The 13,207-nt window shown below is 43.3% G+C and carries 9 protein-coding genes and 2 pseudogenes; 3 read left to right on the forward strand and 8 right to left on the reverse strand.

The features are described 5' to 3' along the window. Positions 1-166 precede the first annotated feature (166 nt). Positions 167-487, forward strand: a complete 321-nt coding sequence (locus BAZ21_RS22085) for a PTS sugar transporter subunit IIB (protein ID WP_068505091.1) — start codon at positions 167-169, stop codon at positions 485-487. Between the two features lie 82 nt (positions 488-569). Here the strand turns inward: BAZ21_RS22085 and BAZ21_RS22090 are convergent, their stop codons facing one another. From BAZ21_RS22090 to BAZ21_RS22105, 4 genes are all read right to left on the reverse strand, one after another. Further along, positions 570-2,609 (reverse strand): serine hydrolase domain-containing protein, encoded by a 2,040-nt coding sequence (locus BAZ21_RS22090; RefSeq protein ID WP_068505073.1) that lies wholly within the window; start codon positions 2,607-2,609, stop codon positions 570-572. 124 nt (positions 2,610-2,733) lie between these two features. Continuing rightward, positions 2,734-4,035 carry an ATP-binding protein gene (locus tag BAZ21_RS22095; RefSeq protein ID WP_068505074.1) on the reverse strand — a complete coding sequence of 434 codons (1,302 nt, stop codon included), beginning with the start codon at positions 4,033-4,035 and terminating at the stop codon, positions 2,734-2,736. A 1-nt stretch (position 4,036) separates the two neighbouring features. After that, positions 4,037-4,777, reverse strand: a complete 741-nt coding sequence (locus BAZ21_RS22100) for a LytR/AlgR family response regulator transcription factor (RefSeq protein WP_068505075.1) — start codon at positions 4,775-4,777, stop codon at positions 4,037-4,039. 77 nt (positions 4,778-4,854) lie between these two features. Then, positions 4,855-5,436, reverse strand: a complete 582-nt coding sequence (locus tag BAZ21_RS22105; protein ID WP_068505076.1) for a LysE family transporter — start codon at positions 5,434-5,436, stop codon at positions 4,855-4,857. 116 nt (positions 5,437-5,552) lie between these two features. Between BAZ21_RS22105 and BAZ21_RS22110 the strand changes: the two genes are divergently transcribed. Beyond that, positions 5,553-6,107, forward strand: a complete 555-nt coding sequence (locus BAZ21_RS22110; RefSeq protein WP_068505077.1) for a helix-turn-helix domain-containing protein — start codon at positions 5,553-5,555, stop codon at positions 6,105-6,107. A gap of 135 nt (positions 6,108-6,242) precedes the next feature. Here BAZ21_RS22110 and BAZ21_RS22115 read toward each other — a convergent pair whose 3' ends face one another. The 3 genes and pseudogenes from BAZ21_RS22115 to BAZ21_RS22125 all read right to left on the reverse strand — a co-directional run bounded on the left by BAZ21_RS22115 (position 6,243) and on the right by BAZ21_RS22125 (position 10,559). After that, complete coding sequence (locus BAZ21_RS22115; RefSeq protein WP_068505078.1) at positions 6,243-8,594, reverse strand: glycoside hydrolase family 2 TIM barrel-domain containing protein; 2,352 nt, start codon at positions 8,592-8,594, stop codon at positions 6,243-6,245. Positions 8,595-8,676: 82 nt separating this feature from the next. Continuing rightward, positions 8,677-9,471 carry a Nif3-like dinuclear metal center hexameric protein gene (locus tag BAZ21_RS22120; RefSeq protein WP_068505079.1) on the reverse strand — a complete coding sequence of 265 codons (795 nt, stop codon included), beginning with the start codon at positions 9,469-9,471 and terminating at the stop codon, positions 8,677-8,679. Positions 9,472-9,598: 127 nt separating this feature from the next. After that, positions 9,599-10,559 (reverse strand): annotated as a pseudogene (locus BAZ21_RS22125) (bile acid:sodium symporter family protein). 293 nt (positions 10,560-10,852) lie between these two features. Here BAZ21_RS22125 and BAZ21_RS22130 point away from each other — a divergent pair. Continuing rightward, positions 10,853-12,214: an amino acid permease gene (locus BAZ21_RS22130; protein ID WP_068505080.1), complete on the forward strand. Its 1,362-nt coding sequence runs from the start codon at positions 10,853-10,855 to the stop codon at positions 12,212-12,214. 116 nt (positions 12,215-12,330) lie between these two features. Here the strand turns inward: BAZ21_RS22130 and BAZ21_RS30085 are convergent. Continuing rightward, positions 12,331-13,207 (reverse strand): annotated as a pseudogene (locus BAZ21_RS30085) (collagen-like protein); the annotation flags it as partial.

Below are 13,207 nucleotides of genomic sequence, written 5' to 3' on the forward strand. Positions count from 1 at the left end.
CCAATTTCAATGACTGAGGATTTTGCAAAAATCCAATAAGCGACTTCCAATCAACAATATATAGATCAAAATGGTCTAGTTTGTCTATATATTGCACTTTGGAGCGACTGGAATCGAATTTTGCAAAATCCTGGACTAAAAAATAGATTTATGGAGGCGTTGAATGATGAAAAAAATTATTCTTGCTTGTGCCGCTGGCATGTCCACATCCATTCTGGTATCCAAGATGAAAAAAGAAGCAGAAGCGAGATCCTTGGAGATTAACATCGAAGCCATCCCCGAAAGTACCATTAGGGAAGAATTAGCGAGCATCAATGATTCTGTGATTGCTATTTTACTAGGTCCTCAAGTGCGGATGCGGAAAAATGCAGTTACTGAAATTGCAGCTCCCTATGGTATTCCAGTAGATGTCATTGACACGATGGCTTACGGAAGAGGCAATGGTCCGGCCGTACTTGATCAAGCCTTGAAGATGGCTGGCGAATAATAACGATTATAAAATATCCGCTGTAAGAAGACCTTATTATCATAATAGCCGCTCCTGATTTTTTTCAGAAGCGGCTGTACGCTTAATTTAAATGGATTTTAAATACATCCCCTGCATTGCCACCCAAAACGATCAAGCCCTCTTGGGGCAGAACAACCGAATTGTTGTGGCTGGCAGTTGAAAAATCTACAAGTGCTCCTTTTTCATCATAGACAGCAAACCCTCCGCTTGTTGAAGCATCAATGGTCATCGTTTTATGGGCTGATTTTTTATCTATTGTAAACCATTTAGCTTGGCCATTCGATGGTATGGTGTACACTGATTTCCCGCCCGGGATGGGTTTAACAGCATCTTCACTGATATAGGACTGTCCATCTATGGTTAAATACTCTGAACCATCCTTGGTATTAAAATTCAGATCAAATGCATCTCTTCCACTCATAACAGGAATTTCAACGGCATTTACTGCTTTATTTTCATTCACAATTTTAGTACCACTTGCGTATCCATCATGATCAACGGATATTTTTTTCGTTATAAATGACGGGGCCAGATAAAAAATAGAAGATATCTTTTCATCCAGGGCATAATAATTTTTCCCGTTTCTATGTTCCCATGCCTTTTTAACTGTAGTATTTAGCGGATTGGCATCAAGCTTTTGATATTCATAAGTTACCATAACCATGTGGCCTAATCCCGGAAAGTTTAAATATATGTTAGCCTTAATATACGTTTTCCCGTTTTTTTGTTTGTCAAAGCTTACGGCTACACTGCCATCACTGCTTTTGAATTGTCCATCGCCTGTATACACATATTTTTGCGCCGGGACGAATCCCTCCAGAGCAGGTAAATCAAACTCACCGTTTTTAATCTCTACATTGATGGTTGTACCCACAGAACCGTATATTCCCGAATAAGAAAGTAAATCAGATGGCATTTCCACTTTTACAGGAGGCTCAAATGTTTTATCAGGTATGATGTCTTTTATGATGCCCTTATCTTTTAAAAGCTCCAATAAAACGTTAGAAGCAAAAATACTATCCAGGATGGAAGACCCTCCAGATGAAAGCACAGCCATAGAAATTTGATGCTCAGGTATGGTGATCAAAGCAGAGTGATACAAAACAGTATCCCCACCCTTGGATAACGCAGTTATTCCGTAATCACTAAACGGTGCCAACTGAACCGCATCCCAACCAAGTCCATAATTAAAGCTGTTGGTCTCTTCAGGTACCCATATTCCTTTTCGATATTCATGACTTTGCATGGACTTCGCCGATTGTGCAGATAAAATATCGGGTCTGTTCCCCGTTAATACTTCTGAAAACATAGCCACCTCTTCTGCGGTGGAGTATAAGCCTCCTGTTCCAAGCACATTGGCATTTTCAACGGGTAAGGCCCCCTCAATCGCAGGAAAATAAGTTTTGGACAGCTTTTGTCTATCAAACTGATCGAGTGGTGTTTTCGTAGAGTTCAAACCCAAAGGGACACTAATATGCTTTGCCAGAAATTCGGTATAGCTTAGACCACTCACCCGTTCAACCAATATTTCAAGCAATTGAAAACCATCATTACTATATACAGAATATTCGCCGGGGTTGGATTTTAAAGTTTCTGATTGTAATCTCAGCAATAGCTCATCATGATTTTTTGTATCATTGTCATTAAATAACATACTATTTTTTAAGTGGGCACCGTAAAGGCCTGACGAATGATTTAACAGCATACGCGGTGTAATTTCTTTGTACCTTTCATCGGCCATTGTAAAGTCCTTAATGTATGTTGTTAGCGGCTGATCAATATCGACTTTATGGGCATCCACCAGCATCATCGTTGCAGCAGACACGTACATTTTGCTGATAGAGCCTATACCGAACATGGTATCTTTGGTGATCGGCTCGTTGGTTGCTTTTTTCTTTACACCCACGCTATCCGTTAATACGATGTTTCCATGGTCCATAATGGCATACTGCACACCGCTAGCACCGTATTTGGATACCAGCTCCGAGGCCAGATTGCGAGCCTTTTCCTTGATGAGTTCAGGATTGCCTTGAGCAAAAGCATTCGTCATCGGCAGTACAAAAAGCATAGCCGAAATGAACACAGCTATTATTTTCTTCATTCCATATTTCCTCCTCTTATGGCTTCACCAGATTTTATTACTGGACTGATCATACAATGAACGAGGATTCTATATAAAAAAGTCACCCTGAAACGAAAAAAACAATCCCTAAACAACATACTATCTAAGGATTGTCCTTATAAAATGGCAATAAAACCATATTATTAAATATTTTATTTTTCGTTTCAATGGTCATGTTTCCACCGTATTTGTCACATATTCTGGATATATTGGTTAAGCCAATACCATGAATATCCGGGTTTGATTTTTGACTATGCAACCGGGCAACTTCATTCTCCATATGATTCAGGATGTGAATGAAAAGCGCAGATTCATTGGAATGTATTTTAATAAGAATGTACCTGTCATCCGCAATCTTGACCTTTTTAGATGCTTCTATGGCATTATCCAGCATATTTCCCAGAGCGACACACAAGTCATAACGCTCAATATTTACTTTTTGTGAATACAAGTTAAGCTGGGTATCTACCTTTATGCCATTGGCCTGAGCAATATTAAGGGTATTTGTGACAAGGGCATCTATTACCAGGTTACCGGTATTAACCCTTTGATAGGCTCCTTCGATTTTGTTTAATGTAACCTTAATATGTTCACTTGCCTCAGTTAATTCATTTCTCTTGATACATTCTTCAATATACAAAAACTGCTGGTGTGTGTCATGAATAATTCTTTTCATATTTTTGAAGCTGTGAACCGTTTTTTCGTAGTTAGCATCTTGATAGTCCATCTGGTGTTGTAATTGAGCATTTTCATGCATTAACTGGAATTTTTCAATGATATTATCGAAAATATATACAATAAAAACATTTAAGAAAATAAAGCTAATAATAGATACAAAATAGTACATATTCTTTTCACTATAAACAGATAAAACATTGACCTGGTAGATACTTATGATGGGAACAATTAAAAATAAAATGTAGTAACGAGCATGCAAAGGGAAGGTTCTGCGTTTGGCAAATAATCGTATAATCTGAATAACAGCAAACATGATAATACAACTAAGTAACATAACCTTTGAAAATATCAAGTGATCTTGTCCGCTCAAATGACTGAAGTTGCTAATCTTGACGGAGTCTACAGCATATAAAATATACAGGGATATAAAATTAACGATCGTGAACAATACAGCATAAAGTATGGAAAAAATGATCTTTGTCTTTATTTCCACTGTATAGGATTGCGCTAAACTAAATATGACGATTAATGCCAAAATGGAGGATAGCGTAGGAGACAGATAAACACTTAAATATAAGATGTTCAGTAATCCAAAAATGATGAAATACATGAATCTATTTGGCTTTCGATTGGACTTATCAAAAACGGAGTTAAAGTAAAAATTCACCTGAAAGCACATCACCAGTACAACACATAGATTAAGAAGCAGGTAGGTATATTCCATCATATTAATGCATCTTCATGATCATAAATTTGGTATACAAATCTTTAACTTCTTTTATTTTAGAACGTCCAATAGGCAGCTTCACATCATTTGACATCAAAACATCACCGCCAGCAAATTTTTTGACATGAATTAAGTTTATAATAATCGAACGATGAATTTGCAGAAAATTATACTCCTTTAATGCTGCTGCATAATCTGAAAGAATCCCTTTGCTATCATAGGTTTGTGTAGAGGTTACAAAATGCAGTTTGTTTTTTATGGTCAAGCTTTTGGCCACTTCAATACTAATGATATCATCATATTTTAAAAGCACCTCTTCATAAGCCGACTTGATGATAACAAATTTTTTATCAAGAGATTGAAAATACTGACACAGTTTTATCATTTTTTCCTCAAAGATATGGGAAGCAATCGGTTTTATCAAGTACTGAAAGGTAACCACGTCAAAGCTTTCCAGCATATACTCAGGATAGCTCGTTAAAAAAACAATCTGTTCATCAAGGTGACGCAAACTCCTTATTTTTTGGGCTGTTTGAATTCCGTTCAACCCATTCATTTCAATATCCAATATTAAGATATGGAATGGCGACTCATGATTCAGATAATGAGATACCAGTTGTTCTCCCGAGTCAAATAACTCAATTTTAAATTCTATATTTGTCTTTATAGATAAAGCGATCAGCATATTTTTAACAAGTTCTCTTTGTTCGTGCTCATCATCGCAGATAGCCACTCTATACATAAATAACAGACACCTCATTCCCACTGCATGTAACATGAATTATAGTCTACACAGTATACAGTTTATTAGTTTTTCTTTTAAATCCATATAGACAGTGCACTATACAGGAGCAAAAAGGCCATTACGATATTGAAGGATCGCTCATATTTGTTTATGAAACGCTGAAACAGAGCACCAAAAGCCGCCCAGCAAACGATAGCTGCAAAACCAATACCCGTAAGGAGTAGTGAGATGATAAAAAGCGCAATGTATGAATCATCGTAAGGCATCACAAAAGTTGAAATGACCGTGATACCATACAAAATGATTTTTAGGTTGATAAATTGCAGTAGCAGGCCTGATTTGAAGGAGTAGCCTTCATTGTGAGCATTATCTTTCGTCGAGGATTTGCTCATGGCTACTTTTACCGCCAAATAGAGCGTGTAAAGACTTCCCAGTATATTCATCCAGATTTTAATTCGTGGTAAAAAATGATACAGAGCAAGGTTGAAATAGCAGGCTAACAGCATGATGGAAAAACAGCCGGCTGTTACTCCCAGCAAAAAGGGAAATGCTCTTTTCAACCCCATTCGCCTGGCACTATCTAAGGACATAATATTGTTCGGACCAGGCGTAAAGCTCGTAACAAGCGCATAAGAAAGAAACGGAAGAAGCGGCATATAAAAGTCAACTCCTGTGTGCTATAATTGCATTATTTGTACGTTAAAAAGCACATTATGTGCTCTATGATTGTACAACATGTTCTTTATAAAGCACAATAAGGAGATTGAATTTTATGGAGAATATTAATCTGGTTTTAAGTAACAACCTAAAACATTTACGGAATGAAAGAAAATTAAGTCTAGATAAATTGGCCGACCTGACAGGCATCAGCAAAACGATGCTCGGCCAGATTGAACGGGGAGAATCTAATCCCTCCATTACAACCGTATGGAAGATTGCCAACGGACTGAAAATCTCCTTCTCTGCGCTGATTCATGAGCCGTCTCCAGCAGCAGTTGTCGTTCCTAAAAGCAAAGTGCAGGTGCTTGAAGAAAATAACTGCTATCGGTTGTACCCTTTTTTCCCTTATGAGGGCAACCGAAATTTTGAGGTATACACAGTAGAGATCGATAAAGGCGGGGAATTGAGTTCAACGCCTCACCGTGAAGGTACAGAAGAATTTATTACGGTGTTTGAGGGTGAGATGGTGGTCAAAGTCAGTGAAGAAATGTACACAGTAAAAGCTGGGGATTCCATTCGTTTTAAAGCAGACCGGCCGCATATCTACTATAATCCAGGAGAAACGTTGGTCAGGATGAATATGATTATTTATTACTCTGCATATTAGCATTTAAAATGCCATTGTTTAATGCCGTAAAAATATTAAAAAAGGGTTGAACAGGAAATGCGAGCACTCATCACCTGTTTAACCCTTTTTCAATTAAACCTTACAAAATCATTTCTGATTCAACCTCTATAGTCATTAATATTTATGTTCAACATTCAGTCTGAGTTCCCCCTGCACCACTCCATCAGCAGAAGCTTGAAGCAACAGCTCACCTGACTGATATCCGGATTGCACAATAACGAGACATCTCCCTTTGTGTGTTCGTCTCCGCTTTCCCTGGAAGGGTTCATCACTGGTGAGATCACCGTTGTCTATTCCAAGGATACGACCATCACCATGCAGCTGAAAAGCTAAATCAAACTCCTCATTGGGCACCATAACCCCTTCTTGGTCTATGACCGTTACTTCCACATGGGATATTTCATGACCATCGGCAGGTAAAACCGTCCGATCTGCCTGCAGCTTTAGACTGTAGGGGGGTCCGGCAGTGGTTAATTCATGCTCACAAATCTTCTCATTTCCATTGCGGCCAATCGCCCGAATTTTGCCCGGTGTATAGGGAAGCTCCCACATGATTAAATGATCAGGATAATCGACTAGCCTTCTCTCACCGTAAGATTCATCGTTTACTACCAATTCTACGCGCTCACAATTGGTGAAGGTCACCAACCGGATCAATTTTCCACCGTACTCAGGAAATGTCCAATGATCCTCCATACCCGGAGATTTCCAGTGCATCGTCCATTGCGGATTGTGTTCCGGCCTCATAAGTTCGTGAAGTATAGCAATGTGCACAACAGGCTCATCTGACCATAGGCTTTGATGAAGATAGGACACCGGCTTGCGGAACCCGCAAGTATCAATCAGACCCGAGGACCACCCCTTGGAGGGATAGCTTGTTTCCCCCAGATAGTCTATCCCGCTCCAAACAAATTGACCTATCACATAATCATGATTAGCGACATCAAACCAGGGATTGATGGGCAAATAGCCTTTTACCCGGTTATCCTTACCGCGATAGTATGGGAAAGTCTCGGTTCCAATGATAAGCGTATCCGGCATCGCCCTTCTGTAGTGCTCATACCACTGCTCCTGATAATTTAGCCCAAGAACATCCACTCGTTGTGCCAGCAGCTTGGTATGCTCCACCTTGGCTTCAATCGGACCATCACGCAGACTGATCGGTGTATTATGCGGCTCCAGTGCACATGTCACAGGCCGGGTCGGATCTTTCTCATGACAAAAGGCGACGAGCTGCTCCAGCATCCCGAGCATGGACGGTTGCCCCTGGTTCTCTACTTCATTTCCTACGCTCCACATAAAAATGCTGGGATGATTCCTGTCCCTTACCATCATCGCTTCCAGGTCCTTTTTCCACCACTCATCATATACATGCTCATAGGAAAGTGACTTCCATTTGTCAAAAGCTTCATCAATCACCAGGAACCCCATCTGATCACAAAGGTCCAGCAATTCAGGGGCCATCGGATTATGGGCAAAGCGAATTGAGTTACAGCCCATTTCCTTCAGCTTCTGTAGCCTTCTCTTCATGGCCGTATTATGATAAGCGGCTCCCAGGCAGCCTAGATCATGGTGAATGCAAACTCCCTTCAACTTCAAGCTGCTTCCATTCAGAAATAGCCCCTGTTGAGCATCCATTTTCACTTCTCTTATACCAAAAGGGGTACGATAACAATCTACCTCTTTATTGTCGTAATAGATGATCGTTTGAGCCTCATAGAGCACTGGGTTCTCCGGTGACCATCGTTCCGGCTCCAAAACCCGTGTTATTTGCTCTATTTCGCCTGTTTCCAAACCCGCAAGAGTCATTAGGCTTTCCTTTTTTCCTTGTAATTGTCCCTGTGAATCTATAATTTCAGTCACCACATGACACGCTACGGCATGCGCATGATGATTCGCAATCTGGATTCTGGCACTCACCTTGGCTTCATCCGGTAAAATTTCAGGTGTGGTGATGTAAGTCCCCCATTCGGTTACGTGAACATAATCCGTACAAATCAGCCAGACATGACGGTAAATACCGGACCCTGAATACCATCTGTCAGGCGGAAGAGTGGTATTATCCACTTTGACAGCAATCACATTATCTCCATCCCACCGAATATATGAGGTCAAATCATATTGGAAACTAACATATCCATAAGGCCGCTTACCCACAAAATGCCCATTGATCCAAACCTCACTGTTATTGTGAATCCCGTCAAATTGTATGTATACGCGCTGTTTGTGAGAAGAGGGCTTCACACGAAAATGCTTTCTGTACCATCCCACAGACCATCTGGGCAAATAGGCTTGGTTGCCTCCATACAGCATGTGCGGATCAAAGGACTTTTCAATGCTCCAATCATGAGGGACTTGAAGGTGCCGCCACTGCTCATCGTTATAATCCGGCTTTTCGGCACCTGTATAATTACCCTCTATAAATTTCCAGTCTGTGTTGAACGGCGTAATCACTCTGCTCCCCATCATCTTGCCTCCATTTCATAGAAATTGATGAACGGATATCACAACAGTGCGGGATTTATCATTACAAAAGACAGGTGCTCGATTACACGATTTGGAACACTGGACGATCCTCAACAAAATGAACGGGAAGCATTGGGAATTGGGCAGAAAGCTCATCAGCGAGATATTTCATACCAGGCGCTTCACTCTCAGCATGTCCCAGCATGATAAGGGCTTTATTTCGACCCTGATAAACAGCGTCTTTTACATATTCCGGCGTTTCCCATTCCGGTCCTTCACCGGCAATGATCAAATCCACATTTTCATTTAGAAATAATGGAATAGCTAGCTCACCACCTCCCCTGTATCCTACCATGATCCCCACTCGTTCACATGGCATCGTAAGCTCTCCAGCTACCCGTACATAACAAATATGAAGCTTCGCTTTGATATATTCGGCGACCTCCTTAACCTCCATCGCTGGAATCGTCAAAATGGCGGCCGTCGGCAATTGTTTCACTACATAGGTATGCCAATCGAAGGCCCGAAGAAGTCCAATCATGACTCCATCAGGTTGATAACGATGTATGGTGTCATGAAAACGATAGATTCCTATCCCCGAGTCGACAATCAGACGTGATTTCTGCTGAAAAACAGGGTCTTGCAGCCAACCTCCCTGCATCCCCTGATGGCTGTAAAAAACCCCTTCATGCGTAATGATAAAATTCGCACCTAGAGAAACAGCTTGCTCTATGACATAGTGCGATGCACAGAAAGCGGTTACAATTCCATGCACTTCAGCATCCCTGTGCCCTGGTTTAAGCAAATCTACGGTCGCATTGGGTATGCTTATTCCCTTGGTCAGGTGATCCACAATCCGCCCCATGGTTATGGTCATACATGTCCCCTCCTTATGGAGAATATGCATCAATTATACCAGTTTATATCAATCATAAGTGTCATTCTTTGTAGTAAAAAAGCAAACAGCCACAAGCTTACAGGCTTGTGGCTGTTGGTCAGTAATTCTAGGCGGCGATTCGCCGCTCCTTGGTCTTGCCTCGGTCATTGCGACTCAGCAGAAATCCGACCAAAGACGCGGTGGATTGTTGAAAAATCATTCCCAGCACCACAGGCAGCGCTACCGGAGCTGGGAAGTAGGTAATAGCAAGCACAGCTCCTGCGCTGATATTGCGCATGCCGCCGTTAAAGTGCCGTACGGTCGGCATCGCTCCATCTCATCAGCTTGGAGATCAGGTAACCGATCACATATCCAGTGGAAGCAAGAGCGACTATCGATAGGCACACCCCGACAAGCTTTAGATTAAAATCAACCAGATAGGGCGCGATTACCGAACCGTTAATCATCACAACAAGTGCCATGGCCAGCTTGGAGAACGGGCCAAGCCGAGGTCCCCATACCTGCTTGATTTTCCCTTTGGTCCATTCGTACAACACCATGCCGATGAGCGAAGGGACGACAATCATCCAGAACAGACTTTGCATCATCGCCCAGGTATCAAGCTGCACATCCGCTCCAATCAGCAGGGACATAACGCCGGGAACGGCGAATGGAGCCAGAATCGTATCGATCAAAATGATGGCTAGCGTCAGCGCTGTATTGCCTTTGTAGATGTTGACCCACACGAAGCTGGAAATGCCAGTGGGGATGACCGCACCAAGAATAAGCCCGGTAATCGTATAAGGGTCATCGCCGAAAGACAGATGCCCAAGCATCATTGCAAGCAGCGGCATGGCCAGGTGAAGAATAAACAGACAGGCAATCAGCGGACCGGGATGCTTGATCACATGGACAAAATCTTTGAAGCCCATGCTGATACTGCCCGCGAAGGTCATGAATGCAAATAGCCAGGGAGAGAATCCGGTGTATTCCGACAACGGCGTACCGATCAGGACGCCGATTAGAATGCTGATGGGCGTGATCAGCGGCATAGCGGCATTGAGCCTCCGATTTAACGTTCCGAGCATACCATAACTTCCTTTTTTGTACCTAAGTATAGACCTTATACTACCGTTCCGTAAATGATCTGAAATACACAAGGCGGATGAAGCACTAAGTCAGTACGCTGGCTTCGATTCATTTTAGACCCTGGTTATACGCGAACACCACTCGTCTAACCGCCAAAGGTGGGATTTTTTTTGATATGAACTAAAAAATTTCAGCTTAAGGATAGGTATTCTGGTCAAATTATTATAATATGAAAGGTATAAAAATTTTCAGCCCTTAGAGAATATTTACAGAAAGAGAGTGGTGACATACCATGCAGGGAGAAACGTTGACACGGGGGTTGAAAAATAGACACGTCCAGCTGATGGCCATCGGAGGTGCGATTGGTACCGGCTTGTTCCTCGGGGCAGGAAAATCAATCCATCTGGCAGGTCCATCCATCCTGATCGCCTACATCATTACAGGTATGGTTCTGTTCCTGCTAATGCGTGCATTGGGGGAGCTGTTGCTCAGTAATTTGGAGTATCATTCGTTTGTTGATTTTGTAAGTGATTATCTGGGGAATATGGCCGCTTTTATTACGGGCTGGACCTACTGGTTCTGCTGGATTTCGATTGCGATGGCGGATCTGACTGCAGTCGGGCTGTATACTCAATATTGGTTCCCGCAGGTTCCTCAGTGGATGCCGGGGTTAATCGCCCTTGTGATTCTGCTCCTTATGAACCTGGCGACGGTTAAACTGTTCGGGGAGATGGAATTTTGGTTTGCCCTGATCAAGGTAGTGGCGATTCTGGCCCTGATTCTCGTCGGATTATTTATGATTGTCAAAGGCTTCTCCACCGCCAAGGGACCTTCGAGCTTCATGAATCTATGGAATCATGGCGGAATGTTCCCGAAAGGGATTCATGGTTTTCTGCTTTCTTTTCAAATGGTGGTCTTCGCCTTCGTAGGCATGGAGCTTGTTGGACTGACGGCAGGGGAAACCAAGGACCCCGAGAAGGTCATTCCGAAGGCGATCAATAATATTCCGATCCGGATCCTGCTCTTCTATGTCGGCGCACTGCTGATCATCATGAGTATTTATCCTTGGAACGCGATTGTACCAAGCGAAAGTCCGTTTGTACAGGTATTTACAGCCATTGGCATGGCCGCAGCAGGAGGAATTGTCAATTTTGTTGTGCTGACGTCCGCGGCTTCAGCCTGCAACAGTGCTATTTTTAGTACAAGCCGGATGATGTACTCCATGGCCAAGGATCGCAACGCTCCGAGCTCGTTGAGCCGGCTGAACAGAAGGCAGGTTCCGTCCAATGCATTGATGTTCTCCAGTGCCATCATTCTGATCGCGATTATTTTGAACTATGTGATGCCCGAAGGGGTATTTACCCTGATTACGAGTGTATCGACCGTTTGCTTTATCTTTGTCTGGGCAATCATCGTAATCAGCCATCTGAAATATCGCCGTACCCGGCCGGAGCTGGCTGGCCGCAACACGTTCAAGCTGCCGCTGTACCCGCTGTCCAACTATGTAGTGCTCGCTTTTCTCGTCTTCGTTCTGGTCATCCTGGCATTGGCCGAGGATACGAGAGTGGCGCTGTTTGTTACGCCGGTGTGGTTCATCCTGGTAGCCGGAATCTATCTGCTCAAGAAGAAAAGCTGGAGCTCGAACGAACAGTAACATATAAAATTTGTTGCAAACGAAAACCACCCAATCTGAACTGCACCCCAATTGTTAGACACGATCTAACATTGGAGGTGCAGTTTTTTATTCAATCAGCGGCTTAGAAATTCTATTTATATTAAAGCTCCTGTAAATGTAATTGCTCCGATAGCATTACCTGTGCCTACCACAGTCAAAACAACTAACGAGTAATTAATATTTCCTGTTCCTGGGGTTAAATCTACATGATCAGCACTGGTAACTTGAAAAGTGTTATTTGCACTTGCGTGATGATTAACGCTAAATATTATGGTTACCCCACGGAGAATTTGTAACTGAACGGCGGTATTACCTGCCGTTGACTCCCATCCGACAAATCCGGTTAGCCATACGCTATTTCCTACTGTAACTCCTGTTATTGTGATTGTTTTTAATGTCGTTGCAGTTGTAGTTAATGGAATTGCTGAACTCCCTGTTGTATTTGGTGAATTTTCAGATACTTGAAATTCCCTAAAAGACCCTGTTGCCCCTGTAGAACCCGTTGGGCCTGTAACTCCGGTCGGACCAGTTGCTCCCGTTGCTCCAGTCGGACCAGTTGCTCCCGTTGCTCCAGTCGATCCCGTTGCTCCAGTCGGACCAGTCGATCCCGTAACTCCAGTCGGACCAGTCGATCCCGTGACTCCAGTCGGACCAGTTGCTCCCGTGGACCCGGTTGGACCAGTCGATCCCGTTGCTCCAGTCGGACCGGTATCGCCTGTCGCCCCTGTCAGGCCAGTTGCTCCGGCTGCTCCCGGTGAGCCGGTCGATCCCGTGGCTCCGGTCAGACCGGTATCACCTGTCGCCCCCGTTGGACCAGGTGCTCCGACTGCTCCCGGCGAGCCGGTCGTTCCCGTGGCTCCGGTCGGGCCAGTATCACCTGTGGCTCCCGTTGGGCCAGGTGCTCCGGCTACTCCCGGTGAGCCGGTCGTTCCCGTGGCTCCGGTCGAGCCAGTATCACCTGTGGCTCCCGCT

This window comes from Paenibacillus kribbensis (genome assembly GCF_001705305.1).
Taxonomy (GTDB): Bacteria; Bacillota; Bacilli; order Paenibacillales; family Paenibacillaceae; genus Paenibacillus; species Paenibacillus kribbensis_B.

What these genes read in the sequence shown, in the direction of transcription:
- BAZ21_RS22090 (WP_068505073.1), bottom strand. Translation starts at nt 2,609, where the DNA reads ATGAAGAAAATAATAGCTGTGTTCATTTCGGCTATGCTTTTTGTACTG.
- BAZ21_RS22105 (WP_068505076.1), bottom strand. Translation starts at nt 5,436, where the DNA reads ATGCCGCTTCTTCCGTTTCTTTCTTATGCGCTTGTTACGAGCTTTACG.
- BAZ21_RS22120 (WP_068505079.1), bottom strand. Translation starts at nt 9,471, where the DNA reads ATGACCATAACCATGGGGCGGATTGTGGATCACCTGACCAAGGGAATA.
- BAZ21_RS22130 (WP_068505080.1), top strand. Translation starts at nt 10,853, where the DNA reads ATGCAGGGAGAAACGTTGACACGGGGGTTGAAAAATAGACACGTCCAG.
- BAZ21_RS22110 (WP_068505077.1), top strand. Translation starts at nt 5,553, where the DNA reads ATGGAGAATATTAATCTGGTTTTAAGTAACAACCTAAAACATTTACGG.
- BAZ21_RS22095 (WP_068505074.1), bottom strand. Translation starts at nt 4,035, where the DNA reads ATGATGGAATATACCTACCTGCTTCTTAATCTATGTGTTGTACTGGTG.
- BAZ21_RS22085 (WP_068505091.1), top strand. Translation starts at nt 167, where the DNA reads ATGAAAAAAATTATTCTTGCTTGTGCCGCTGGCATGTCCACATCCATT.
- BAZ21_RS22115 (WP_068505078.1), bottom strand. Translation starts at nt 8,594, where the DNA reads ATGGGGAGCAGAGTGATTACGCCGTTCAACACAGACTGGAAATTTATA.
- BAZ21_RS22100 (WP_068505075.1), bottom strand. Translation starts at nt 4,777, where the DNA reads ATGTATAGAGTGGCTATCTGCGATGATGAGCACGAACAAAGAGAACTT.